Origin of the sequence: Pseudomonas sp. B21-009, from assembly GCF_024749345.1 — a bacterium.
GTDB lineage: Bacteria > Pseudomonadota > Gammaproteobacteria > Pseudomonadales > Pseudomonadaceae > Aquipseudomonas.
In genome coordinates, this window is sequence record NZ_CP087199.1 from 4402847 (window position 1) to 4429119 (window position 26273).

Here is a 26273-nt window from a genome sequence, read left to right on the forward strand (position 1 = left end):
AGCTTGCAGCTTGCAGCTCACCCGCTAAAATGCCGCCACTGCTGTCTGGAGTGACCTATGCGCGATGCACTGAATCAAGGCCTGATCGACTTCCTCAAGGCCTCCCCTACGCCGTTCCATGCCACCGCCGCCCTGGCCCAGCGCCTCGATGCCGCCGGTTACCAGCGCCTGGACGAGCGCGACAGCTGGGCCACCGTGGCCGGCGGTCGCTACTACCTGACCCGCAACGATTCCTCGATCATCGCCTTCAAGCTCGGCCGTCACTCGCCGCTGCTCGACGGCATCCGCCTGGTCGGCGCCCACACCGACAGCCCGTGCCTGCGGGTCAAGCCGCAGCCCGAACTGCAGCGCCAGGGCTTCTGGCAACTGGGCGTGGAAGTCTACGGTGGCGCCCTGCTGGCGCCGTGGTTCGACCGTGACCTGTCGCTGGCCGGGCGGGTAACCTTCCGCCGTGACGGCAAGGTCGAAAGCCAGCTGGTCGATTTCAAGCTGCCGATCGCAGTGATCCCGAACCTGGCTATCCACCTCAATCGCACCGCCAACGAAGGCTGGGCGATCAACCCGCAGACCGAGCTGCCGCCGATCCTGGCCCAGGTGGCTGGTGACGAGCGCGTCGATTTTCGTGCCCTGCTTACCGACCAGCTGGCCCGCGAGCACGGCCTGAACGCCGATGTGGTGCTGGACTACGAACTGAGCTTCTACGACACCCAGAGCGCCGCCCTGATTGGCCTGCATGGCGAGTTCATCGCCGGCGCACGCCTGGACAACCTGCTGTCGTGCTATGCCGGCCTGCAGGCGCTGCTCAACGCCGACAGCGATGAAACCTGCGTGCTGGTGTGCAACGACCACGAAGAAGTCGGCTCCTGCTCGGCCTGTGGCGCCGACGGGCCGATGCTCGAACAGACCCTGCGCCGCCTGCTGCCCGACGGCGACGACTTCGTCCGCGCGATCCAGCGCTCGCTGCTGGTCTCGGCCGACAACGCCCACGGCGTGCACCCCAACTATGCCGAGAAGCACGACGGCAATCACGGGCCCAAGCTCAATGCCGGCCCGGTGATCAAGGTCAACAACAACCAGCGCTACGCCACCAACAGCGAAACCGCCGGCTTCTTCCGCCACCTGTGCATGGCCGAGGAAGTACCGGTGCAAAGCTTCGTGGTGCGCAGCGACATGGGTTGCGGCTCGACCATCGGCCCGATCACCGCCAGCCACCTGGGCGTGCGCACTGTCGACATCGGCCTGCCGACCTTCGCCATGCACTCGATCCGCGAGCTGTGCGGCAGCCAGGACCTGGCGCACCTGGTGAAAGTGCTGACGGCGTTCTATCGCAGTCGCGATTTGCCTTGATGAAAGCATCGCGGGTCAAGTCGACCCGCGATGAGGCCCGCCAGCCTGACCCCGATCAACCCCTCGCCGGCGAATCCCGCTATGCTTGAGCCATAACTCTCAAGTAAGGACCTTGCCGCATGTCAGCCTTTGCCTCTCTGTTCCTTCCGGTCATCGCCGGCCTGATCCTGCTGACCGTAGGCTTCAACCTGCGCGATCGCAATATCGGCGTGTTGATGATGTGGGTCGGCACCCTGGGCATGATCGGCATCATGTGCTGGAAGATCCTCGAGAAACTCAACTGACAAATACACTACACTCGGGCGATTGATCGTTTTGAGGTTGATTGTCCGGTGCCTGTCTTTTTCCGCGTTTTTTCTCCTGCTCCTGCCCTTGCTCTTCGTTGCGCCCGCGCACGCCGCCGGCCTGCCGGGCCTGCTCGGTGGCGGCAGCAAGGCCCAGCCCGAAGCTAGCGAACCCCTGGGCCAGTCACTGGACGAAGTCATCAAGAGCCTGGAAAACGACCAGCAGCGGGCCAAGCTGCTGGCCGACCTGAAAAAGCTGCGCGACAGCACCAAACAGGCGCAACCCAGCGCCGAACAAGGCGTACTGGGCCTTATCGGCACGACCTTCGGCGAGCTGGAAAAACAGTTCAGCGGTGAGGCCAGCCCGTTCAACCGCTGGACCCGCGAGCTGGAGCTGGCGCAGATCGAGCTCGACGCCCGCCTGGTGCCCTGGCACGAATGGCCACCGATCCTCTTTGGCTTTGCCGCGATCATCGCCCTGTGGAGCCTGCTGGCCTACGCCCTGAACTGGGTCGGCCACCAGGTCCGGCTGCGCTTCGGCCTGACCGAAGAACTGCCGCAACACCCGCGCACCTGGGACCTGGTGCGCTTCGCCTTGCGCAAGCTCGGGCCCTGGCTGGTGGCGCTGGTGATCACCGTGTACCTGAGCTTTGCCCTGCCCTCGTCACTGGGCAAGTCGATGGCCATGGTCCTGGCCTACGCGCTGGTGGTCGGTACCTGCTTCTCGGCAATCTGCGTCATCGCCTTCTCCCTGCTTGACGGCCCGCACCGCCACCGCGCCCTGCACATCCTGCGCCACCAGGCGTTCCGTCCGCTGTGGCTGATCGGCAGCTTCGCCGCCTTCGGCGAGGCCATGAACGACCCGCGCATGGCCAGCGCCCTGGGCGATCACCTCTCGCACACCCTGGCGACCCTGGCCAACATCCTCGCCGGGCTGTCGACCGGATTGTTCATCCTGCGCTTTCGCCGGCCCATCGCCCACCTGATCCGCAACCAGCCGCTGTCACGACGGCTGACCCGCCGGGCCTTGAGCGACACCATCGAAATCCTTGGCACCTTCTGGTACCTGCCGGCGCTGGTGCTGGTGGCGATTTCGCTGTTTGCCACGTTCATTTCCGCCGGTGACACCAGCACTGCCCTGCGCCAGTCACTGATGTGCACGGTGCTGCTGATCTTGTGCATGGTCATCAACGGCCTGGTCCGTCGCCACGGGCTCAAGCCGCAACGGGCCAACCGCCGCCAGGCGGTGTACTCGGAGCGCTTGCGCAGCTTTGGCTACACCCTGGTGCACCTGGGCATCTGGCTGGTGTTCATCGAACTTGGCTTGCGCGTCTGGGGCTTTTCGCTGATCACCTTCACCGAGGGCGAAGGCCATGAGGTGGCGGTGCGCCTGTTCGGCCTGGCCGGCACCCTGATCGCCGCCTGGCTGGTGTGGATTCTCGCCGACACCGCCGTGCACCACGCCCTCACCCGCTCGCGCAAAGGCCTGGCCAACGCCCGTGCGCAAACCATGATGCCGCTGATCCGCAACGTGCTGTTCGTGACGATCTTCATCATTGCGGTGATCGTCGCCCTGGCCAACATGGGCATGAACGTCACCCCGCTGCTGGCCGGTGCCGGTGTCATCGGCCTGGCCATCGGTTTTGGCGCGCAATCGCTGGTCGCCGACCTGATCACCGGGCTGTTCATCATCATCGAAGACTCCCTGGCCATCGATGATTACGTCGATGTCGGCGGCCACCTGGGCACGGTCGAGGGCCTGACCATCCGTACCGTGCGCCTGCGCGATATCGACGGCATCGTCCACACCATCCCGTTCAGCGAGATCAAGAGCATCAAGAACTACTCCCGCGAGTTCGGCTACGCGATCTTTCGCGTGGCCATCCCGCACAGCATGAACATCGACCAGGCAATCACCCTGATCCGCGATGTCGGGCAGAAGATGCGCAACGACCCGCTGATGCGCCGCAACATCTGGTCGCCGCTGGAGCTGCAAGGGGTGGAGAGCTTCGAGTCGGGCTCGGCGATCCTGCGTGCGCGCTTCAAGACCGCGCCGATCAAGCAGTGGGAAGTGTCACGGGCCTTCAACCTGGCGCTCAAACGCCAGCTCGACGAATCCGGCCTGGACCTGGCCACCCCGCGCCTGAGCGTGCAGGTGATCACCGCCGACGCCAGCACACCGTTCAGCGAAAGCCCGCCCAAGTCCTAACCGGCTTGGGCCTTGATGCGGATCGCGTCATGGCGCCAGTACTCAAGGTCACAGTCGATCAGCCGCCCGTGCTGGTCGCTGTTGACCCGGGTAATGTGCAGGCCGGGGCTACCGGCCGACACTTTAAGCGCCAGCGCTGCCGCTACCGGCAAGGCGGTCGGCAGGATCTCGAAGCGCACCCGTCCGTACTCGATGCCGTAGTGGCCGGCATACAGCTCGGTCAGCGAGCGGCTCAGGTCATGATCAAGAATGCCCGGAAAGTATTCGGGGTTCAGGTAGTGCTCGGCATACAGCACCGCCCGGCCATCGATCCGGCGTAACCGGCAGATCTGGATCACGCTCGACAGCGGCGCCAGTTGCAGCCGCGCACACACCGCTGCCGCTGCTGGCTGCAGGCGCGCCGACAACAACTCGGTACGCGCCTCGCGGCCCTGCTCGCGGACCATGGCATGAAAGTGGCTGCGCTCGATCAGGTCGTAGGTCAGGCGCTCGGGCGCGACGAACCAGCCGCGGCGTTCCTCGCGGTAAATCAAACCCCGCGCCTCCAGTTGCACCAGCGCCTCACGCAAGGTGATGCGCGTGGTGTCGAACACCTCGCTGAGCTTGCGCTCGGCCGGTAGCTTGCAGCCGGGCGACAGGAGGCCATGCTCAATCTGCTCCTGCAGGGCATGACAGATGGCTGTTACTGCTCGCGGTGGCAGTGGCTGCATCAAAGGTTACCTATCTGGACTAGTCCAGCCCCGGTAGCGCCCCAATCTGGCGCCGTAGGGCTATGAGAATAGTGCAAGCCTAGGCACTGCAGATGAATGCCAGATGACAGTGAGGGTGGTCTACGCTTGATTTCCAGGGGCAAAAGCCCGGCCGAGGCAATGCCTGGACATCAAATTGTCATGCAGCAGGCCTACCTTGGCTCAGGTATTGCTGACCTAGACCAACCGAACCGCAACAACGTCCAACAACACCTTTTGCGTTTTGTACGGCACCCATCAAGGAGCTTCGGATGAAAAAGCTTTTTCTGGCGTCACTGTTAGGCTCGAGTATCGCGATGTGCACAGCGGCCATGGCCGCCGACACTGACCTCAAGGCCCTCGAGGACGCCGCCCGCAAGGAAGGCGTAGTCAACAGCGTGGGCATGCCCGATGCCTGGGCCAACTGGAAAGGCACCTGGGACGACCTGGCGACAAAATACGGCCTCAAGCACATGGACACCGACATGAGCTCGGCCCAGGAAGTGGCCAAGTTCGACGCCGAAAAAGACAACGCCAGCGCCGACATCGGTGACGTCGGCGCCGCCTTCGGCCCGATCGCGGTGGCCAAGGGCGTGACCCAGCCGTACAAGCCAAGCACCTGGGAGCAGGTCCCGGACTGGGCCAAGGACAAAGACGGCCACTGGGCCCTGGCCTATACCGGCACCATTGCCTTCATCATCAACAAGCAACTGGTGAAGGAGGCAGACATTCCGAAAACCTGGCATGACCTGGAAAAGGGCAAGTACAAGGTCGCCATCGGTGACGTCGGCACCGCCGCCCAGGCTGCCAACGGTGTTCTGGCCGCTGCCATCGCCTATAAAGGCGACGAGAGCAACATCGAACCAGGCCTGCAGCTGTTCACCAAGCTGGCCCAGCAAAAACGCCTGTCGCTGGCCAACCCGACCATCCAGACCCTGGAGAAGGGCGAGATCGAAGTCGGTGTGGTCTGGGACTTCAACGGCCTGAGCTACCGCCAGCAGATCGACCCGAAACGCTTCGAGGTGCTGATCCCGTCTGACGGTTCGGTGATGTCCGGTTACACCACCATCATCAACAAATACGCAAAAAACCCCAACGCCGCCAAGCTGACCCGCGAGTACATCTTCAGCGATGCCGGGCAGATCAACCTGGCCAAGGGGCATGCCCGGCCGATCCGTGCCGAGCACCTGAAACTGCCGGCTGAGGTACAGGCCAAACTGCTGCCCAACGAGCAGTACAGCGCCGCGCAGCCGATCAAGAATGCCGAAGCCTGGGAAGCGACCTCCAAGGCCCTGCCGCAGAAGTGGCAGGAGCAAGTGATCATCGAGATGGAGTGAACCTTCAGGGGGTGTCAGGCAATACCTGTTACCCCCAATCGCTGGCAAGCCAGCTCCCACAACGTCTGTGGGAGCTGGCTTGCCAGCGATGAGGTCAGCACAATTGCGGAGTTCCTATGAGCCACAACGTCATCCTGGTCCTGCTCGATGGCCTCAACCATCAGGTCGCGCACCACGCTATGGGCCATCTGCATGCCTATGTCGAGGCCGACCGTGCAGCGCTTTACCGGGTCGAATGCGAGCTGCCGTCGTTGTCACGGCCGCTGTACGAATGCATCCTCACCGGGGTCGCGCCGATCGACAGCGGCATCGTCCACAACAACGTCAACCGCCTGTCCAACCAGCGCAGCGTGTTCCACTACGCCCGCGAGGCCGGCCTGGGCACGGCCGCGGCGGCCTATCACTGGATGAGCGAGCTGTACAACCGCTCGCCCTTCGACCCGCTGCGCGACCGCCACACCCACGCCCCCAAGCTGCCGATCCAGCACGGGCTGTTCTATTACGCCGACCACTACCCCGATTCGCACCTGTTCGCCGACGCCGAGTACCTGCGCCGCCGTCATGCACCGAATTTTCTCCTGGTGCACCCGATGAACATCGACGACGCCGGCCACCGCCACGGCCTGGACAGCAGCCAGTACCGCAACAGCGCGCGCAGCGCCGATATCCTTCTGGCCGATTACCTGCGCACCTGGCTCGAAGAGGGCTATCAGGTAGTGGTGACTGCCGACCACGGCATGAACAACGACCGCTCGCACAACGGCCTGCTGGCCGAAGAGCGCGAAGTGCCGCTGTTCGTCTTTGGCCAGGCGTTCAGCCTCGACCCGGCGGCCAAGCCGCTGCAGACCGAACTGTGTGGCACCATTTGCGAGTTGCTCGGCGTGCCCCACGACAAGCCGGTGTGCCGGGAGCTGCTCAAGTGAATTCGATCAAGCGCGGCAAATGGCTGGCCCTGCTCTGCCTGGTGCCTTTCGCGGTGTTTTTCATCATCTTCCAGATCGCCCCGCTGGCCTGGGTCATGCTCCACAGCGTGCAGGTGGAATCAAGCTGGGGCCTGGACAATTTCAGCAAGATATTCACTTCCAGGTTCTACCGCCAGGCGATCCAGCACAGCCTGGAGATCAGCTTCTGGTCGAGCCTGTTCGGCATCCTCATCGCCATCCTCGGCAGCTACTCGTTGCGCCGGGTCGACTCGCGCCTGCGCGATTTCGTCAACGCCTTCGCCAACATGACCAGCAACTTCTCCGGGGTGCCGCTGGCCTTCGCCTTCATCATCCTGCTCGGCTTCAACGGCGCGCTGACCATGCTGCTGAAGCAGGCCGGGATCATCGAAGACTTCAACCTCTACTCCAAGACCGGGCTGATCATCCTCTACACCTATTTCCAGATCCCCCTCGGCGTGCTGCTGCTCTACCCGGCCTTCGACGCCCTGCGCGAAGACTGGCGCGAGTCCGCCGAGCTGCTCGGCGCCGGCGCCTGGCAATACTGGCGGCACATCGGCCTGCCGGTGCTGACGCCGGCGCTGCTGGGCACCTTCGTGATCCTCCTGGCCAACGCCCTGGGCGCCTATGCCACGGTCTATGCGCTGACCACCGGCAACTTCAACGTGCTGCCGATCCGCATCGCCACGCTGGTGGCCGGCGACATCTCGCTGGACCCGAACCTGGCCAGCGCCCTGGCGGTCATCCTGGTCGGGCTGATGACCCTGGTGACCTTCGTCCATCAATGGCTATTGAAGCGGAGCTACCATGTCGCGCGCTGAACCGGGCACCTCGTCGCTGTACCACCGCCTGGTGGTCTACTTGCTGTTCATCATCCTCTTGCTGCCGCTGGCCGGCACCCTGCTCTACTCGCTGGCCACCAGCTGGTCGGCGAGCCTGCTGCCCAGCGGCCTGACCTTCAAGTGGTACCTGGCGCTGTGGAGCGACCCGCGCTTTCTCGCCGCCTTCGGCCAGTCGCTGCTGGTGTGTGTCGGCGCCCTGCTGTTGTCGGTGCTGTTGATATTGCCGCTGCTGTTCGTGGTGCATTACCACTTCCCGCGCCTCGATGCGCTGATGAACATCCTCATCCTGCTGCCCTTCGCGGTGCCGCCGGTGGTGTCGTCGGTGGGCCTGCTGCAGCTCTACGGCTCGGGGCCGATGGCCATGGTCGGCACGCCGTGGATCCTCATCGGTTGCTACTTCACCGTGGCCCTGCCGTTCATGTACCGGGCAATCACCAACAACCTGCAGGCGATCAACCTGCGCGACCTGATGGACGCCGCCCAGTTGCTGGGCGCCAGCACCTTCCAGGCGGCGTTCCTGGTGGTGCTGCCAAACCTGCGCAAGGGCCTGATGGTGGCCTTGCTGCTGTCGTTCTCGTTCCTGTTCGGCGAGTTCGTGTTCGCCAACCTGCTGGTCGGCACCCGCTACGAGACCCTGCAGGTGTACCTCAACAACATGCGCAACAGCAGCGGCCACTTCAACAGTGCCCTGGTGGTTTCCTATTTCCTCTTCGTGCTGGCGCTGACCTGGGCAGCCAACCGCCTGAACAAGGACAAGTCCTGATATGAGCTTTGTCAGCGTACAGAACCTGCAAAAAAGCTATGCCGGCAGCCCGGTGTTCAACGACATCAACTGCCAGATCGAACGCGGCGAATTCGTTACCCTGCTCGGCCCGTCCGGCTGCGGCAAGTCCACCCTGCTACGCTGCATCGCCGGGCTGACCGCGGTGGACAGCGGGCGCATCTTGCTCGATGGCACCGACCTGGTGCCGCTCAGCCCGCAAAAACGCGGGATCGGCATGGTGTTCCAGAGCTATGCGCTGTTCCCCAACATGACCGTCGAACAGAACGTCGCCTTCGGCCTGCGCATGCAGAAGGTCAACAGCGACGATAGCCAGGCGCGGGTCCGCGAGGTACTGCAACTGGTCGAGCTTCAGGACTTTGCCCGGCGCTACCCGCACCAGTTGTCCGGCGGCCAGTGCCAGCGCGTAGCCCTGGCCCGCTCGCTGGTCACCCGCCCGCGCCTGCTGCTGCTCGACGAGCCGCTGTCGGCGCTGGATGCGCGGATTCGCAAGCACCTGCGCGAGCAGATCCGCGCGATCCAGCGCGAGCTGGGCCTGACCACCATCTTCGTCACCCACGACCAGGAAGAAGCGCTGACCATGTCCGATCGCATCTTCCTCATGAACCAGGGCCGCATCGTCCAGAGCGGCGATGCCGAAACCCTCTATACCGCGCCGGTGGACGTGTTCGCCGCAGGCTTTATCGGCAACTACAACCTGCTCGACGCCGACAGCGCCAGCCGCCTGCTGCAGCGCCCGGTGAACAGCCGCCTGGCAATTCGCCCGGAAGCCATCGCCCTGAGCCTGGACGGCGAGCGGGAGGGGCTGGTACGCAGCCACAGCCTGCTGGGCAACGTGATCCGCTACCGGGTTGAAGCGCGCGGGGTAGAATTGCTGGTCGATGTGCTCAACCGCTCGTCCGCCGACCTGCACCCGGACGGCCAGCGGGTATCCTTGTCGATCGATCCCACCGCCCTCTGCGAAGTCGCCTGAGGGTTGCACAGGAGTTTTTCTGAATATGGCACTCGCGATTTTCGATCTGGATGAAACCCTGATCCACGGTGACTGCGCCACGCTCTGGAGCGAGCAGATGGGCCGTCTGGGCTGGGTCGATCCAGCGTCTTTCATGCGCACCAACAACGAACTGATGGACGCCTACAGCCATGGCAAGCTGCGCATGGAAGACTACATGGCCTTCAGCCTGGAACCTTTGATCGGCCGCACCCCGGCAGAAGTCGAGCACCTTGTAGCGCCCTGGGTGGAAGATTTCATCGAACCGATCATCTTCAGCGACGCCACCAAGACCATCGCCGCCCACCGCAAGGCCGGCGACCGGATCCTGGTGATTTCGGCCTCCGGCACTCACCTGGTCAAGCCGATTGCCGAACGTCTGGGCATCGATGAGATTCTCGGCATTGAGCTGGAGGTTGAGCGCGGTGTTTACAACGGCAAGACCAAGGGCGTGCTGACCTACCGCGAAGGCAAGATCACCCGCTTGCTGGAATGGCTGGATGAACAGGGAGAGAACCTTGAGGGCGCGAGTTTCTACTCGGATTCACGCAACGATTTGCCGTTGCTGCTGAAGGTGGATTTCCCGCATGTGGTCAATCCGGATCCGGTGTTGCGCGAGCAGGCCGAGAAGAACAGGTGGCCGATTCATACCTGGAAATGAAAAGCATCGCTGGCAAGCCAGCTCCCACAGGTACTGCATACACCTGACCTGTGGGAGCTGGCTTGCCAGCGATTGGCGGACTACACCAGACTCTCGTCGATCACCAACACCAGCTTGCCCGACACCTGATTGCTGGCAAGCTCGGCAAACGCCGCCTCGGCATCCTTGATCGGGAAGGCCCTGGCCAGTTGCGGCTTGAGCCGGCCTTCGCTGAACAGCGGCCACACCTGCTGACCGAGGTCGCTGAGCAAGTCCGCCTTGAACTGGTCATCGCGGGTGCGCAAGGTCGAACCCAGGACCTGTATGCGCTTGCCCAGCAGTTGCGCCAGGTCCAGCTCGGCTTTGCGCCCGCCCATCAAGCCGATGATCACCCAGCGCCCGTCACGGGCCAGCAGCTTGAGGTTGAGCTCGGCATAGTTGGCGCCGACCGGGTCGAGGATCACATTGAACGGGGCAAAGTCATTCAGCGCCTCGAGATCCTCACCGCGCACCACACCGCCGCTGGCCCCCAGGCTTTCGCAGTAGGCCAGGCGCTCGGCCGAGCCGACGCTGACCCAGCACGGGCTGCCAAAGGCCTTGCACAGCTGGATCGCCGCCGAGCCGACGCCGCTCGCCCCGGCATGCAGCAAGACTTTCTCACCGGGCTTGAGCGCGGCCAGCTGGAACACATTGAGCCAGGCCGTGGCATACACCTCGGGGATTGCCGCCGCTTCCTGCAGGCTCAAGCCCTCGGGCACCGGCAGTACGTGGCGGCCATCGACCACCACTTCCTCGGCCATGCCGCCACCGGCGAGCAAGGCACAGACCCGATCGCCGACCTGCCAGGAAGAACCGGCGCCCACTTCGCTGATCACCCCCGAGCACTCCAGGCCGAGAAATTCGCTGGCCCCCGGTGGTGGCGGGTAGAGCCCGGCACGCTGGAGCAGGTCGGCGCGATTGAGGCCGGCGGCGGCCACGCGAATTCGTACTTGACCGATATCGCAAGTTGGACTTGTCGTCGCAACCCACTCCACATGTCCGTCAACGCCTTGCAATGCCTTCACAGTGCCTCCATAGTTGAGTCATGACTGAGCCCGGGAGCTGTAGCCCCGGGCTTTTTGCATTATGCGTCCGGTTTTCATGGAACCGGCGAATTCAAAGACGGCCTAATATGCGTGATCAATTGTCCCTACGTCGAATCAGCATGAAGCATTTTCTGCCAAGCACCACCCTCGCCCTGTTGATCGGTCTGGGCAGTCTGCCATTGGCGGGCAGTGCATGGGCCGCCAACAGCTGGGATAAGCTCCAGCCCGACCGCGATGAAGTGGTCGCCAGCCTGAACGTGGTCGAGCTGCTCAAGCGCCACCACTACAGCAAGCCGCCGCTCAACGATGCGCGCTCGGTGATCATCTACGACAGCTACCTCAAACTCCTTGATCCTGCGCGCAGCTACTTCACTGCCAGCGACATCGCCGAGTTCGACAAGTGGAAGACCCAGTTCGACGATTTCCTCAAAAGCGGCAATCTCGACCCCGGCTTCACCATCTACAAGCGCTACCTGGACCGGGTCAAATCGCGCCTGGACTTCGCCCTCGCCGAGCTGAGCAAGGGCGTCGACAACTTCGACTTCACCACCCATGAGACCTTGCTGATCGATCGCAAGGACGCCCCGTGGATGAAGAACCAGGCCGAGCTCGACGACCTCTGGCGCAAACGCGTCAAGGATGAAGTGCTGCGCCTGAAGATTGCCGGCAAAGAACCCAAGGCAATCCAGGAACTGCTGACCAAGCGCTACAAGAACCAGCTCACGCGCCTGGACCAGACCCGCGCCGAAGACATCTTCCAGGCCTATATCAACACCTTCGCCCAGTCCTACGACCCGCACACCAACTACCTGTCGCCCGACAATGCAGAAAACTTCGATATCAACATGAGCCTGTCGCTCGAAGGTATCGGCGCCGTACTGCAAAGCGACAACGACCAGGTCAAGATCGTGCGCCTGGTGCCGGCCGGCCCTGCGGCCAAAACCAAATTGGTAGCTCCGGCCGACAAGATCATCGGCGTGGCCCAGGGCAACAAGGAAATGGTCGACGTGATCGGCTGGCGCCTGGACGAAGTGGTCAAGCTGATCCGCGGGCCGAAAGGTTCGGTGGTGCGCCTGGAAATCATCCCGGCCAGCAACGCCCCTAACGACCAGACCACCAAGATCGTGCCGATCACCCGTGAAGCGGTGAAACTCGAAGAGCAGGCGGCGAAAAAGTCGGTGCTCAAGCTCAAGCAGGACGGCCGTGACTACAAGCTCGGAATCATCGAGATTCCGGCCTTCTACCTCGACTTCAAGGCCTTCCGCGCCGGCGATCCGGAGTACAAGAGCACCACCCGCGACGTTAAAAAACTGCTGACCGAACTGCAGAAGGAAAAAGTCGACGGCGTGGTCATCGACCTGCGCAACAACGGCGGCGGCTCGCTGCAGGAAGCCACCGAGCTGACCAGCCTGTTCATCGACAAGGGCCCGACGGTGCTGGTGCGCAACAGCGACGGCCGCGTCGACGTGCTTGAAGACGAAAACAGCGGCGCCTTCTACAAAGGCCCGCTGGCACTGGTGGTCAACCGCCTGTCGGCCTCGGCTTCGGAGATTTTCGCCGGCGCCATGCAGGACTATCACCGCGCGCTGATCCTCGGCGGGCAGACCTTCGGCAAAGGCACGGTGCAAACCATCCAGCCGCTCAACCATGGCGAGCTGAAGCTGACCCTGGCCAAGTTCTACCGGGTATCCGGGCAGAGTACCCAGCACCAGGGCGTGCTGCCGGACATCGACTACCCGTCGATCATCGACACCAAGGAAATCGGCGAAAGCGCCCTGCCCGAAGCCATGCCATGGGACACTATCCGCCCGGCGATCAAGCCTGCGGTCGACCCGTTCAAGCCGTTCCTGGCCCAGCTCAAGGCCCGTCACGACAGCCGTACGGCCAAGGACCCGGAGTTCGTCTACATCCGCGACCGCCTGGCCCTGACCCAGAAGCTGATGAACGAGAAGACCGTCAGCCTCAACGAGGCCGAACGCCGTGCCCAGCACGCCGATATCGAAAGCAAGCAACTGGCGCTGGAAAACACCCGACGCAAGGCCAAGGGCGAAGAACCGCTCAAGGAACTGAAGAAGGAAGACGAAGACGCCCTGCCGGTCGAGCCGGACGATACCAAGCCCGAAGACGACGCCTACCTGAAGGAGTCCGGGTTGATCCTGCTGGACTACCTGGGGCTGAATTCGCAGGTGGCGCGCAACAACCCGTAAAACGGTGATGGCAAAATAATGTGACCGCGCTTCATTGCGTCATCAAATAGTCATCAGACTGTCGTGAAATAAGGGACTGAGCGCCGCGGGTGCTCAGTCCCTTTTTTCTAGGTAGGCCTGCCATGACCATCAACGAACAGCTCAGCGCGTTGAGCACCATCCTGGCTCAAAGCGGCTTGCACAGCCTGTTCCAACCCATTGTCTGCCTTTCCGAGCGGCGCATCCTCGGCTACGAAGCACTGAGCCGCGGCCCGTCCAACAGCCCGCTGCATTCGCCGATCAACCTGTTTGCCGTGGCCCGCCAGGCTGGGCGCCTGACCGAGCTGGAAGTGGCCTGCCGCGAGAGCGCCTGCCGGCGCTTCAGCCAGCAGAACCTTGAAGGCAAGCTGTTCCTCAACGTCTCGCCCGAGTCCCTGCTCGAACCGCAGTACCAGTCCGGGCGCACCCTGAAGATGCTCCACGAGCTGGGCGTGCCGCCCAGCCGGGTGGTGATCGAACTCACCGAACAGACCCCCACCGACGACTTCCAGCTGCTGTTCAACGCCCTGCACCACTACCGCGACATGGGCTTTTCCATCGCCCTGGATGATCTGGGGGCCGGTTATTCGAGCCTGCGCCTGTGGTCGGAGCTGCGCCCGGACTACGTCAAGATCGACCGCCACTTCATCGACGGGATTCACCTGGATGCGGTCAAGCGCGAGTTCGTCGGCTCGATCCTGCAGATCGCCCGGGCCTCGCGGGCCCAGGTGATCGCCGAAGGCATCGAGCTGGCCGAAGAGCTCAAGGTGCTCACCGAGATGGGCGTCGACCTGGTCCAGGGCTACCTGCTGGGCCGCCCGCAGGAACAGGCGGCGCGCGATGTGCAAAGCATGCTCGGGCAGCCGGTACAGGCGCTGCAGAGCCTCAATGAAGACAGCGGCAACCTCGCCGCGCTACTGATCGAACAACCGGCGGTGAACCGCGAGGCGCCCACCCCGCAGGTGCTGGAACTGTTTCGCAGCCAGGCCAACCTCAATTCCCTGGCGGTGCTCGACGCGCATGGGCAGCCGTGCGGCATCGTTCATCGCCATTCGCTCTCCGACGCGCTGCTCAAGCCGTTTGCCACCGACCTGTTCGCGCGCAAGCCGATCAGCCGCTTGATGAGCGATGACTTTCTCGCCGTGGATCTGGGCCAATCGCTGCAACAGGTCAGCCGCCTCCTCACCAGCCGCGCCCGCCAGCGCATCGAGGAAGATTTCATCATCACCCACAACGGCCGCTACCTGGGCCTGGGGCGGGTGATCGACGTGCTCAAGCTGATCACCGAGCAGAAGATCCAACAGGCCCGCTATGCCAACCCGCTGACCCTGCTGCCGGGCAACGTACCGATCCAGCAGTGCCTGACTCGCCTGCTGCAACAGCAACGCGCAGCGGCGATCTGCTACGTCGATATCGACAGCTTCAAGCCGTTCAACGATATCTACGGGTATGCCCGTGGCGATGAGGTATTGCTGTGCCTGGCCCAGTGCCTGGGCGAACGGGTCGACCCCAGCCGCGATTTCGTCGGCCATATCGGCGGCGACGATTTCATGCTGGTGCTCGGCTCAGATGATTGGCAACAACGCTTGCAGTTGTTGCTGGAGGACTTTCACAAACAGTGCCGGCGCTTCTACCGGGCCGAGCACCTGCAGGCCGGGTGCTTCATCGCCACCGACCGCCAGGGCCGGCGCCAGGAATTTGCCCTGCTGTCGTTGTCGATCGGCGTGGTGCAGTTGCACCCGCAAGCCTGTGCCGGGCTCGATGCCGGGCAACTGGCGGAGTTGGCCTCACAGGCCAAGCACCAGGCCAAGGATGTGCCTGGGCACAGCCTGTACCTGATCGATACCGCCCCTGGCGCTCAGGCTTCTTCGTGTTCAGGGTAGCTGTACTCGAACACCCGCACCACTTCCGAGGCGTGCCAGGAGGCTGCGGCCATGCCATCGGACGGGCCGGAAAAGCGCCCCAGGCGCTCGACGCATTCGAAGAACCCGGTGCGCGGCAAGCGGCTGGCGCCCTGGCTGATCACCAGCGAGCTGCGCAGCGGCTGCTCGGCGCGGGCGTCGAGCGCAGCCAGGTGCTCCAGCGCCGCGGTCAGCGTTTGCATGGCCGGGCTGGGCAATTGCAGACGCTCGAGCAAGGCCCGGTAGGTCAGCAGGTGGCGCTGGCGGCGGGCGACATCCAGCTCGCCGAGCAGGCCTTCCCAGTGCTGGCGGCTGATGCGCACGCTCACGACGGCTCGCTCCAGCCAGCCACACCCAGCTCCCAGGCCAGGCTGCGGCGAATCGCGGCATCCGGCTGGCGTTCACCGCTTTCGATCAGCGCCAGGTACACCGGGCTGATACCGACGCTGCGCGCCAGTTGCTCCGGCGCCAGGCCCTTGCCCTCACGCAAACGCGCCAGCTCGCTGAAATTCGGCAAGCTGGCGCTGTCGGTGGCGCTTGAAGCTGTGTTTGCGCCGGCAAGTGATTCGCCTTGCCCGGCAGCTTTAAGCAGTGCCTGGTACTGCTCCCAGGGAACAACCGCGTACTCGGGTTGACCGTCCCGGCTGATGACCTGAATACCCATTACAACCCCCTTGTAGGATTACGATATGTAATCGGTAGGCATAATCCTTATGCCAATTATATTACCAGCCAACAAGGGTGTGCAGGGTCGTGATGTGATCAGCTTTTTTCCTGTTCCAGGCGCAGGGCTTCGGGGGTGTCGGGCAGGCGTTCGACCACCCGCAGTTTTTCCGGTGCCTGGCGGTTGCGCCAAGCGCTGAACGCGGCCAGTTCATCAGACACCGCCTTCATCACCCAGGCCAGCACGGCGATGTCGTCAAGCATGCCGACGCCCAGCAGCCAGTCGGGGATTGCATCCAGCGGGCTGACAAAATACAGCAGCCCCGCCACCACGGTGATCAGTGCCTTGGGGCTGATTGCCCGATACTCGCCGCGCCACCAGGCCAGGCACAGCGCCTGCATCAGGCGCACGTCCTCGCGCAGTTTGCCCAGCCGCGGACCTTTGCGCGCCACGGCAAAAATCAACGCCGGCAAACGCCCGCGGCTGAGCAGGCGCTCGGCCAGGGGCAGAAATCGGGCGAAATTCCACGGTGCTTTCATACGGCCTCCAGGGCCAGTGCCAAGGAAGGTTATCCACAATAATTGTGGATAACCTTGTGAACAGAGCTCAGTTTCAGGCTCAAGGCGCCCGCCCGGCAAGGGTCCGGGTTAAATCGGGCGTTTTTTACACACCTGTTTCAATTGCGCAAACGTTTTGCCCGCTGCGCCCTGATTCATCAACAGTTGCAGTGACTAAGACCGTGCATGGCCCTATGGGTTCGGTAAAACCCAGAAACGACAACGCCCCGTCGAGACGGGGCGTTGCAGGTATCAGCTGGCCTTACTCGGCAGCTGGATCGGCAGGCTCTTCAGCCTTGGCCGGGTCCTTGATGGCGATCAGTTCCAGATCGAACACCAGCACCGAGTTGGCCGGAATGGTCGGGCTCGGGCTCTGCGCGCCGTAAGCAAGGTCGGACGGAATGTACAGCTTGTACTTCTCGCCGACGTGCATCAGTTGCAGGCCTTCGACCCAACCCGGGATCACGCCGCTGACCGGCAGGTCGATCGGGCTGCCACGCTCGACGGAGCTGTCGAAGACCTTGCCGTCGATCAGCTTGCCTTCGTAGTGGACGGTAACCACGTCAGTCGGCTTTGGCTGGGCGCCGTCGGCCTTCTTGATGACTTCGTACTGCAGGCCCGAAGCGGTGGTGACCACGCCAGCCTTCTTGCCGTTTTCTTCGAGGAATTTCTTGCCGGCGGCAGCCGACTCTTCGCTCATTTTCACCAGGCGCTCTTCAGCGCGCTTCTGCAAGGCCGAGAAGGCTTCAACCAGCTCTTCGTCCTTGATCTTCTGTTCTTTCTTGCCAACGGCGTCTTCGATACCTTGAGCAACAGCTTTCGAATCAAGGTCGTCCATGCCTTCCTGAGCCAGGCTTTTGCCCATGTTCAGGCCAATACCGTAGGAGGCTTTCTGTGCCGGAGTCTTCAGCTCGACGCTGGTCTGCGAATCGCAACCCGCCAGTACCAAGCTAACCAGGGCAACCGCAGCCGCCAACCGATGCTGTTTCATGCTATTTCCTTGTTCATGCGCCAATAGGGCAATCGAGTAAAGCCGCGAGCTTATCAGGCGGCCACGACCAATGGCTACCGGCATGAGAGCAAGAAAACCCGGATAAGTTCAGCCAGATTAAACCTTCTTCATCCTCGGCTGCAGCCAGTGGCCAGTATTGACGGGACCGGGCGGTTGGGCAAATCCGCCGATGAGGTTTTGTAGCAGTTTGTATCGATGCTCAGGGATATCCGCCGTCGCGGTACTGCGCCGCCACTTCGCGCAAAACCTCGCACAGCCACTGTGCCGGCAAGGCCAGCGGCAAGGCGGCATTGCTGCAGATGCCGACCGAGCCGCCCGGCTCGCTGACGCCCAGGTCCAGCTCGCACAATTCACCCCGGCTGAGGTCGACGCGCACCGCATCGCGTGGCGCCACCCAGACCGCATCGCTGCCCTGTACATAACGACGGCTGAGGGCCGGCGACAGGGTTTCCAGGCGCTGCGCGGGTTGCTCGATGGCGCACTGCACGAACAGGCTGTCGGCGTGCTTGCGGATGGTCGTGCCGGCCAGCGGCAACACCAGCGGGTAGCGCCCGACCTGGCTGCGCTCGAGCGGCTGGCGGCCAAGCAAAGGATGGCCAGGACGCACCACCAGCGACATCGACTCGCTGTACAGGTGCTCGAACATCAGCCCCTGGATCTGCGGGCTGTCGGTCATGCGCCCGATCACCAGGTCCAGCTCACCGACGTGCAACTGCCCCAGCAGGTGCGCGCTGGGGCCGGTGGCGACGCTGACCACCAGCGCCTCATGGCGCTGGTGCAGACGGCACAGCACTTCGGGCATCAGCAGGCTTTCGACGGTCGACAGCACGCCGACCCGCACCTGCGGCGGCGCATGCTCTTCACCGCGCAAGGTGCTGACGCCTTCGCGCAAGGCCTGCACGCTGGGGCCGGCGTAGCGCATGAAACGCACCCCGGCCGGGGTCAGCTCGACGCCCTGCTTGCTGCGCTCGAACAGCCGCGTTTCAAGCAGCGCTTCAAGCTCCTTGAGGGTCTTGGAGATCGCTGGCTGACTGATCGCCATGGCATCGGCGGCCTTGGCGAAACTGCCCTGGCGGGCGATTTCGAGAAAGCACAGCAGGTGGCGGAATTTGATCCGGGTGTCGAGGTTCATCCGGGGAGTTTATCGGGGCTCGGCCCGGACTGCGACCGCTTCGCGCTCGATCGCGGGGCAAGGCCCGCTCCTACAGGTCCGGTGCATGCAGGCCTATTGTGGGAGCAACTGTCTTAAGCAGCTTGCAAGTATTGGGGCAGCCAGGCTGTGTTTGAGCTGATCCATTTGATGATGAGGCGCTGCCGGCGCCTTCCGCCCTTACGGCGGGTCACTTTTGCTTGGCGGCAAAAGTAACCAAAAACGCCCTGTCCCTTCATCGGCCCTGCGCTGCGCTCCGGGTTCCCTCCTTCCACCCTTGCTCCCGTGGGGGCGCGCCGAAGGGCCGTCCCTGGCCCTGCGGCGCTCGCCGGCCATCCATGGCCGTCGCCCCACTACGCAAGGGTTCCACTCGGCCTTCTGCAAGGGACGATAGGTGGCGCCTGCGATTACGTACATCTAGAAGCAAAGCGCTTTTTTGCTTTCGCTTCTCGTGCATCGCCGGTCCATTCGCCGACAAGGCGCAAAGGTGAAGTGTGAGCAGCATCGCCAATGGATCAGCTCGCGCCTCTAAAGGCCTACGCTACCTGTGGGAGCGGCGGTGCGGCGACCCGACTTGACCCGCGATGAGGCCATCAACAGCGGCCCAATTCCACCTGCTCGCCAGTGATGCGCACCGGCCACACCTGCAACGCCTGCTGCGGATCCTCCAGGCAGCGCCCATCGCGCAAACAAAAATGCTGCTTGTACAACGGCGCCGCCACCACCAGCTCGCCCTTGAGCTCGCCCACCAATCCACGACCAATCACATTGGCACCGGACTTGGGGTCATGGTTGTCGACGGCGAACACCGGCGTGGCCTGCCCGGGCAGGTAGAACAGCGCCACCTGGCGCCCCTCGAACCACACCACCACCCCCGACTGGGCGACCAGGTCGGCACGGCTGCAAACCCTCTGCCAGGGTTGCGCTTGAACACTTACTGCTGCATTGGACGGGCTCATCAAAGCACCTCCTCGGTGGTCGGGATCAAATGAAGTTCGCCGACGCCGATGGGCCGGCGCTGGCCGCGTTCGCGGACAAAGTGCACACCCGGGTCGGGGCGCTGGTCATTGACGAAGGTGCGAAAGCGCTTGAGCTTTTCAGGGTCTTTCAGGGCGTTGGCCCACTCGCACTCGTAGCGCTCGACCACCAGCTGCATCTGCGCTTCGAGCTCTGCGCCAAGGCCCAGGCTGTCGTCGAGGATCACCTGCTTGAGGTAGTCCAGCCCGCCCTCCAGGCTCTCGCGCCACACCGAGGTGCGCTGCAGCTTGTCGGCGGTGCGGATGTAGAACATCAGCACGCGGTCGATGGTGCGGATCAGGCTGGCGTCGTCCAGGTCGGTGGCGAACAGTTCGGCATGGCGCGGGCGCATGCCGCCGTTGCCGCAGATGTACAGGTTCCAGCCCTTCTCGGTGGCGATCACGCCGATGTCCTTGCTCTGCGCCTCGGCGCATTCACGGGTGCAGCCGGACACCGCGAACTTGAGCTTGTGCGGCGAGCGCAGGCCCTTGTAGCGGTCTTCCAGGGTCAGGGCCATCTGCACGCTGTCCTGCACGCCATAACGGCACCAGGTGCTGCCGACGCAGGATTTCACCGTACGCGTCGACTTGCCGTAGGCATGGCCGGTCTCGAAGCCTGCGCCAATCAGCTCGGCCCAGATCTCGGGCAATTCGTGCAGTTGGGCGCCGAACAGGTCGATGCGCTGGCCGCCGGTGATCTTGGTGTAGAGGTCGTACTTTTTCGCCACTTCGCCGATGACGATCAGCTTCTCGGGGGTGATCTCGCCGCCGGGAATCCGCGGCACCACCGAGTAGGTGCCGTTCTTCTGCATATTGGCCATGAAGGTGTCGTTGGTGTCCTGCAGTGGCACCAGCGACGGCTCCATGATCGGCTGGTTCCAGCACGAGGCGAGGATCGAGCCGACCGTGGGTTTGCAGATATCGCAGCCGACGTGCCCGCGTCCATGCTTGGCGAGCATCTCGTCGAAACTGACAATGCCTTCGACCCGCACCAGCGCGTAGAGCTCCTGGCGGGTGTAGGCGAAGTGTTCGCACAGGCTCTTGTCGACGCTGACGCCGCGGGCGATCAGTTCATGCTCGAAGACCTGCTTGAGCAGCGCCGCACAACCACCACAACCGGTGCAGGCCTTGGTCTGCTGCTTGAGCTGGCCAAGCTCGCCGCAACCGCTGTCTATGGCGGCGCAGATCGCGCCCTTGCTGACGTTATGGCAGGAGCAGATAGTCGCGCTGGCGGGCAAGGCATCAGCGCCCAGTGCCGGCGCGCCGACCGACTGCGGCAGGATCAGCGCGGCCGGATCGGCGGGCAGGGCAATGCCGTTCTGCACGTATTGCAGCAGGGTGTCGTAATAGCTGTTGTCGCCAACCAGCACCGCGCCGATCACCCGTTTGCCACTGCCATCGACCACCAGCCGGCGGTAGGCCGATGCCGCTTCGTCGATAAAGCGATAGCTGCGCGCACCCGGGGTCACGCCGTGGGCATCACCAATGGAGCCGACATCGACACCGAGCAGTTTGAGCTTGGTCGACATGTCGGCCCCGGTAAAACTGCCCGCGTCTTCACCGGCCAGCGTCGCCGCCACTGTACGCGCCATGCTGTAGCCCGGCGCCACCAGGCCGAACACGCTGCCGTTCCACGACGCGCATTCGCCGATGGCGAAGATCCGGGGGTCGCTGCTGCGGCAGGCGCTGTCGATCACCACACCGCCGCGTTGGGCGATTTCCAGGCCACTGCTGCGGCCCAGGGCATCCTGCGGGCGGATACCGGCGGAGAACACGACAAGGTCGGTTTCAAGGAACTCGCCGCCCTCGAAGTTCATCCGGTAGCGATAGTCTTCACCGGCAACGATGGCCTGGGTCGCCCGCGACAGGTGCACGCCAACCCCCAGGGCTTCGATCTGCGCCCGCAAGGCCGCGCCGCCCTCGCCATCCAGTTGCACCGGCATCAGGCGCGGGGCGAACTCCACCACATGGGCTTCCAGGCCCAGCGACTTCAAGGCATTGGCCGCTTCCAGGCCGAGCAGGCCGCCACCGACCACCACCCCACGGCGAGCGCTGGCGGCCGCGGTGCGGATCGCATCGAGATCATCAAGGGTGCGATAGACCAGCCGCGCCGCCCCTTGCGAGCCTTCAATGGGCGGCACGAACGGATAGGAGCCGGTGGCCAGCACCAGTTGATCGTAAGGGTAGCGCCCGGCGCAGGTGACCACCTCGCAGCGTTCGCGGTCGATCTCCAGCACCGGCTCGCCCAGGTGCAAGTCAATGCCGTGCCCGGCGTACAAGCCTGCCTCGCCCAGGGCCAGGGTTTCGGCATCGCTGCCACTGAAGTACTCCGACAGGTGCACGCGGTCGTAGGCGCGCTGGTGCTCTTCACCGAACACCCGCACCTGGAAACGGCCCAGGGCACCGCGTTCGATCAGTTGCTCGACGCAGTGATGACCGACCATGCCGTTGCCGACGATGATCAGCTGTTGCCGCGCTTCGATGCTGGTAAACCCATTCATACCCGATCCTCACTCAAGGCCATTCACGCTGGCTTTGCTGCTGGGGCCAACCCCGAAAAACAAAAAAGGCGCCTGGAGCCGAAGCTCCAGGCGCCTTTGCCTGGTCGTTTTTGTAGTCCCGGTTGCGAATCGCCATTGACCCGCGAGGACGTTGTAAATCTGTAAAAGCAGGGAGCGTGCCAACTGCCAAAGCCTTTGAAGCCGGGGCTTGTGCGCGATCCACTGGCGCCGTTATCGACCCAGGCTGGTGCAGCGCTCCCCCTTATGGGGCACTTCAGTACACGTCACGCAGGTAACGCTTGGCGCGATTCAGTTCGCCGACATAAGCCTCGGCCCGTTCCACACTCATGCCACCGTGCTGCTGCACCAGTTGCTTGAGCGCCGTATCAACATCGCGGGCCATGCGCCCGGCATCGCCACAGATATAGAAGTGCGCGCCCTCCTCCAGCCAGCGCCACAGCTCGGCACCCTGCTCAAGCATGCGCTGCTGCACGTAGATCTTCTGCGCCTGGTCGCGGGAGAAGGCGGTGTCCAGGCGGGTCAGGTGACCGTCGCGCTGCCAGGCCAGCAACTCGTCGCGGTAGTAGAAATCGGTGGCCGCCTGCTGCTCGCCGAACAGCAGCCAGTTGCGACCGCGGGCCCCTTCGGCCTGACGTTCCTGCAGGAACGCGCGAAACGGCGCCACACCGGTGCCGGGGCCGACCATGATCACCGGCGCCGTGCTGTCGCCGGGCAGGCGAAAGTGTGTGGTCGGCTGCGCGAATATCTCGACCCGGCCAGGCTCGCTGCGGTCGGCCAGGTAGGTCGAGCACACGCCCTTGCGCTGGCCGTAACGGACAGTGGAAACCGTCAGGTGCACTTGATCCGGATGCAGCTTCTGGCTTGAGCTGATCGAGTACAGCCGCGGCTGCATGGGTTTGAGCAGGTCGAGCCAAGCCTGCAGGCTCAGTTGGGGCTTGCACGCATGCACCAGGTCGATCAGTTGCTTGCCCCACAGCCAGTCCTTGAGCGCAGCCTTGTTGTGCGGCTCAAGCAATGCGCGCAGTTGCGCATCACCCGGGGCGAAAGCCTCAAGCAACTGCGGGGTAATGCGGGCGATCTCCAGGTGCTCAAGCAATGCTTCGGCCAAGGGCATGTCGGCCTGGCCCTTGAGGCTGACGCAGTGCCCGCCATCGAAGCGGGTGGCGGTCAGTAGCTCATCGACCAGCGCCGGACAGTTGCGCGGCCATACACTCAAGGCGTCGCCGGCGTGATAGGTGAACCCGCTGTCGCCCAGATCGAACACCAGTTGCCGGGTTTCCTTGACCGCGCCAGGGCCGTTAAGCAGGCGGTTGCCGACCAGGGTGGCTGGCAACGGCCGGGTCTTGCTGAAACCGCTGGCCGTTGGCGTTGGCGCTTCGAGCAGCAGTTCGCCGTGGCCCAGTTTGCCCAGCAGTGCCTGCAGCCATTGCCCCGTCGATTCATGCAAATCGCCCTCGCAATCGACCCGTTCCAGCAAGCGCTTGGCGCCCAGTTCGGCCAGGCGCTGATCGAGCTTGCGACCAAAGCCGCAGAACTGCTCGTAGCTGGAATCCCCCAGGGCCAGTACCGCATAAGGCACGCCGACGCAGCGTTGGGCATGCTCGCCATGCAGGCCGCGCCAGAACGCCGCGCCGCTGTCCGGCGCATCGCCGTCGCCGAAGGTACTGGCGATCAGCAGCAGGCTGGCGGGGCGGTCCAGTTGCTCCAGGGCCAGGTCTTGCATGCAGCTCAACTGCACCGGCAAGCCGACCTGGCGCAGGCGTGCGGCGCACTGCTCGGCCAGGGCCTGACTGTTGCCGGTCTGCGAAGCCCAGAGCAGCAGGTGCTGGTCCTGCACGGTAATGGCTTGATGATCGATCTGGGTGGCGTTGATGCGCTCGCCGGCAACCCGGCTCAGGGCCACCGCGCAGTACTTGAAGGCCGGTTGCAGCGACAGCGGATCGACCGCGTCGCTGGTGACGGCATTGATCGCCAGGTTCTCGCCATAAACATCGTTCCAGTGAAACGGCGCAAAGCAGTTGCCCGGCAGCACCCGAGCGGTAATCCGTGCCGGCAGCAGCGCCTGCCCGCGTCGGGAGCGGATCTGCACCTGATCCTTGTCAGCGATGCCCAGGCGCTCGGCATCGTCCGGGTGAATCTCTACGAACGGCCCGGGGTCGAGCTTGTTCAGCGCCGCCACCTTGCCGGTCTTGGTCAGGGTGTGCCACTGGTGCTGGACCCGGCCAGTGTTGAGCACCAGCGGAAATTCGGCGTCCGGCAGCTCGGCGGCGGGCAGCCAGGGCCGGGCGAAAAAGCGTGCCTTGCCGCTGCGAGTGGGGAAGGCAATGGCCGGTACTTCGCCTTGGCCGTCGTGGCGCAGGGCCTGGCTGACGCCGTCGTTGCGATAGCGCAACGGGCTGCGGTCATTGTTGCGCCCAGGCTCACACGGCCACTGCCGCGGCGCCTCACGCAAACCGGCGTAGCTGACGCCGCGCACATCGTAACCGGTGGCCGGGTTCCAGGCCTGGCGCAGCTCGTCGAACACCGCTTCGGCATTGGCGTAACTGAAGGCCTCGGCATAACCCATGGCGCAAGCGATTCGGGCGATGATCTGCCAGTCGGGCAGGCTCTCGCCCGGCGCCTCGACGGCCTGGTTCATCAGGGTCAGGTTGCGCTCGGAATTGACCATCACCCCCTCGCCTTCGGCCCACAGCGCGGCGGGCAAGAGGATATCGGCGTAACGGTTGGTCTCGGTGTCGAGAAAGGCGTCCTGGGTGATCACCAGCTCAGCCGCCTGCAACGCCTCGATCACCTGCTGGCGATTGGCGACGCTGGCCACCGGGTTGCTGCAGATGATCCAGCAGGCCTTGACCTGCCCGGCGGCGAGGTTTTCGAACAGCGCCACCGTGCCGTCACCGGCTTCGCTGCGCAGGCTGCCAGCGGGAATCTGCCACAGTTGCTCGACAAAGGCGCGATCGCTATCGACCAATGCCGAACGTTGCCCCGGCAAGCCCGGGCCCATATAGCCCATTTCTCGCCCGCCCATGGCGTTGGGCTGGCCGGTCAGCGAGAACGGCCCGCTGCCCGGCCGACAGATAGCACCAGTGGCCAGGTGCAGGTTGCACAGGGCGTTGCTGTGCCAGGTGCCATGGATGCTCTGGTTCAGGCCCATGGTCCAGCAACTCATCCACTCCGGGGCCTGGCCGATCCACTTGGCGGCCTGGCGGATATCGGCCTCGCTCAGCCCGGTGAGGGCGGCAACTCGCTCAGGTGTGTAGTCCTGCAAAAAGGCCGGCATGTCCTCCCAGCCTTCGGTGTAGCGCTGGATGAACTCGGCGTCGCACTGGCCGTTTTCCAGCAGCAGGTAGAGCAGGCCGTTGAGCAGCGCCAGGTCGCTGCCCGGTTTGATCTGCAGGAACAAATCGGCCTTGTCGGCGGTGGCGCTGCGCCGCGGGTCAACGACGATCAACCGGGCCCCGGCCTTGAGCCGGTCGAGCAGGCGCAAAAACAGGATCGGGTGACAATCGGCCATGTTCGCGCCGATCACCAGGAACACCTCGGCGCGGTCGAAATCCTGGTAGCTGCCGGGCGGCCCGTCGGCGCCCAGCGACAGCTTGTAGCCGCTGCTGGCGCTGGCCATGCACAGGCGCGAGTTGGACTCGACATGGCGGCTGCGGACAAAGCCCTTGGCCAGTTTGTTGATCAGGTACTGGGCCTCCAGCGACATCTGCCCGGAGACATAAAAGCCCAGGGCGTCCGGGCCATACTCGTCAATAATGGCCCGCAGGCGCCGGGCCGCCTGTTCAATAGCAGTGTCGATGCCGCTCTGCACCGGGTCGCGCTGGCGCTGCTCGCGCACATAGGCATGCGTCATGCGCCCGGACGCACTCAACGGTTGATGGGCGGTGAGGCCCTTGGTGCACAGGCGGCCAAAGTTGCTGGGGTGCTGTTTGTCGCCACTGATCTTGGTCACCCGCCCGCCTTCGACGTTCATGACGATGCCACAACCGACGCCACAATACGGGCACACGCTGCGCACGCTGGTGCTGCTCATCGGCCTAC

General features: G+C 63.9%; 21 protein-coding genes. 11 read left to right on the top strand and 10 right to left on the bottom strand.

Translation table 11 applies throughout. From position 1 onward, the window contains the following. Positions 1-57 precede the first annotated feature (57 nt). The 3 genes from LOY34_RS20310 (at position 58) to LOY34_RS20320 (ending at position 3840) form a co-directional block, all read left to right on the top strand. Positions 58-1347, top strand: a complete 1290-nt coding sequence (locus LOY34_RS20310; RefSeq protein ID WP_045195457.1) for a M18 family aminopeptidase — start codon at positions 58-60, stop codon at positions 1345-1347. Between the two features lie 119 nt (positions 1348-1466). Further along, positions 1467-1631, top strand: a complete 165-nt coding sequence (locus tag LOY34_RS20315; RefSeq protein WP_176794228.1) for a hypothetical protein — start codon at positions 1467-1469, stop codon at positions 1629-1631. Between the two features lie 52 nt (positions 1632-1683). Then, positions 1684-3840 carry a mechanosensitive ion channel family protein gene (locus LOY34_RS20320; protein WP_258665144.1) on the top strand — a complete coding sequence of 719 codons (2157 nt, stop codon included), beginning with the start codon at positions 1684-1686 and terminating at the stop codon, positions 3838-3840. Here LOY34_RS20320 and phnR read toward each other — a convergent pair. Beyond that, on the bottom strand, positions 3837-4550 hold the full coding sequence (gene phnR / locus LOY34_RS20325; protein ID WP_093380376.1) for a phosphonate utilization transcriptional regulator PhnR: 714 nt from the start codon (positions 4548-4550) through the stop codon (positions 3837-3839). The two genes, LOY34_RS20320 and phnR, sit on opposite strands and share 4 nt — an antisense overlap. A 290-nt stretch (positions 4551-4840) precedes the next feature. Between phnR and LOY34_RS20330 the strand changes: the two genes are divergently transcribed. The 6 genes from LOY34_RS20330 to LOY34_RS20355 all read left to right on the top strand — a co-directional run bounded on the left by LOY34_RS20330 (position 4841) and on the right by LOY34_RS20355 (position 10121). Then, positions 4841-5905, top strand: coding sequence for an ABC transporter substrate-binding protein (locus LOY34_RS20330; RefSeq protein ID WP_093380373.1), 1065 nt, complete (start codon positions 4841-4843; stop codon positions 5903-5905). 116 nt (positions 5906-6021) lie between these two features. Continuing rightward, positions 6022-6828 carry an alkaline phosphatase family protein gene (locus LOY34_RS20335; RefSeq protein ID WP_195884815.1) on the top strand — a complete coding sequence of 269 codons (807 nt, stop codon included), beginning with the start codon at positions 6022-6024 and terminating at the stop codon, positions 6826-6828. A 5-nt stretch (positions 6829-6833) separates the two neighbouring features. Continuing rightward, complete coding sequence (locus tag LOY34_RS20340) at positions 6834-7667, top strand: ABC transporter permease subunit (RefSeq protein WP_258665147.1); 834 nt, start codon at positions 6834-6836, stop codon at positions 7665-7667. Continuing rightward, complete coding sequence (locus LOY34_RS20345; protein ID WP_093380368.1) at positions 7654-8451, top strand: ABC transporter permease; 798 nt, start codon at positions 7654-7656, stop codon at positions 8449-8451. Before LOY34_RS20340 ends, LOY34_RS20345 begins: the two co-directional genes overlap by 14 nt. A gap of 1 nt (position 8452) precedes the next feature. Then, complete coding sequence (locus LOY34_RS20350; RefSeq protein ID WP_093380365.1) at positions 8453-9442, top strand: ABC transporter ATP-binding protein; 990 nt, start codon at positions 8453-8455, stop codon at positions 9440-9442. A gap of 25 nt (positions 9443-9467) precedes the next feature. Next, positions 9468-10121 (top strand): HAD family phosphatase, encoded by a 654-nt coding sequence (locus LOY34_RS20355; protein WP_195884816.1) that lies wholly within the window; start codon positions 9468-9470, stop codon positions 10119-10121. 80 nt (positions 10122-10201) lie between these two features. Here LOY34_RS20355 and LOY34_RS20360 read toward each other — a convergent pair whose 3' ends face one another. Further along, positions 10202-11164, bottom strand: coding sequence for a zinc-binding dehydrogenase (locus LOY34_RS20360; RefSeq protein WP_195884817.1), 963 nt, complete (start codon positions 11162-11164; stop codon positions 10202-10204). A gap of 140 nt (positions 11165-11304) precedes the next feature. Between LOY34_RS20360 and LOY34_RS20365 the strand changes: the two genes are divergently transcribed. Then, positions 11305-13392: a carboxy terminal-processing peptidase gene (locus tag LOY34_RS20365; protein WP_176794227.1), complete on the top strand. Its 2088-nt coding sequence runs from the start codon at positions 11305-11307 to the stop codon at positions 13390-13392. A gap of 122 nt (positions 13393-13514) precedes the next feature. Then, positions 13515-15293: a bifunctional diguanylate cyclase/phosphodiesterase gene (locus tag LOY34_RS20370; protein ID WP_045195476.1), complete on the top strand. Its 1779-nt coding sequence runs from the start codon at positions 13515-13517 to the stop codon at positions 15291-15293. Here the strand turns inward: LOY34_RS20370 and LOY34_RS20375 are convergent. The 8 genes from LOY34_RS20375 to LOY34_RS20410 all read right to left on the bottom strand — a co-directional run bounded on the left by LOY34_RS20375 (position 15269) and on the right by LOY34_RS20410 (position 26265). Further along, on the bottom strand, positions 15269-15640 hold the full coding sequence (locus tag LOY34_RS20375; protein ID WP_010224211.1) for a hypothetical protein: 372 nt from the start codon (positions 15638-15640) through the stop codon (positions 15269-15271). The two genes, LOY34_RS20370 and LOY34_RS20375, sit on opposite strands and share 25 nt — an antisense overlap. Then, positions 15637-15975, bottom strand: a complete 339-nt coding sequence (locus LOY34_RS20380; protein ID WP_195884818.1) for a helix-turn-helix transcriptional regulator — start codon at positions 15973-15975, stop codon at positions 15637-15639. Before LOY34_RS20380 ends, LOY34_RS20375 begins: the two co-directional genes overlap by 4 nt. Positions 15976-16073: 98 nt before the next feature. Continuing rightward, positions 16074-16514: a YkvA family protein gene (locus LOY34_RS20385; protein WP_045195481.1), complete on the bottom strand. Its 441-nt coding sequence runs from the start codon at positions 16512-16514 to the stop codon at positions 16074-16076. A 280-nt stretch (positions 16515-16794) separates the two neighbouring features. Further along, entirely contained in the window at positions 16795-17523 is a 729-nt protein-coding gene (locus LOY34_RS20390) for an FKBP-type peptidyl-prolyl cis-trans isomerase (RefSeq protein WP_045195483.1), read from the bottom strand. Positions 17524-17743: 220 nt separating this feature from the next. Next, entirely contained in the window at positions 17744-18676 is a 933-nt protein-coding gene (gene pcaQ, locus LOY34_RS20395; RefSeq protein ID WP_123567148.1) for a pca operon transcription factor PcaQ, read from the bottom strand. A gap of 611 nt (positions 18677-19287) precedes the next feature. Further along, complete coding sequence (gene nirD / locus LOY34_RS20400; RefSeq protein WP_195884819.1) at positions 19288-19653, bottom strand: nitrite reductase small subunit NirD; 366 nt, start codon at positions 19651-19653, stop codon at positions 19288-19290. Next, positions 19653-22211, bottom strand: coding sequence for a nitrite reductase large subunit NirB (gene nirB, locus LOY34_RS20405; RefSeq protein WP_195884820.1), 2559 nt, complete (start codon positions 22209-22211; stop codon positions 19653-19655). The genes nirD and nirB overlap by 1 nt, the downstream gene beginning before the upstream one ends. Before the next feature lie 274 nt (positions 22212-22485). Next, positions 22486-26265, bottom strand: coding sequence for a bifunctional nitrate reductase/sulfite reductase flavoprotein subunit alpha (locus LOY34_RS20410; RefSeq protein WP_258663946.1), 3780 nt, complete (start codon positions 26263-26265; stop codon positions 22486-22488). Positions 26266-26273: the final 8 nt, after the last annotated feature.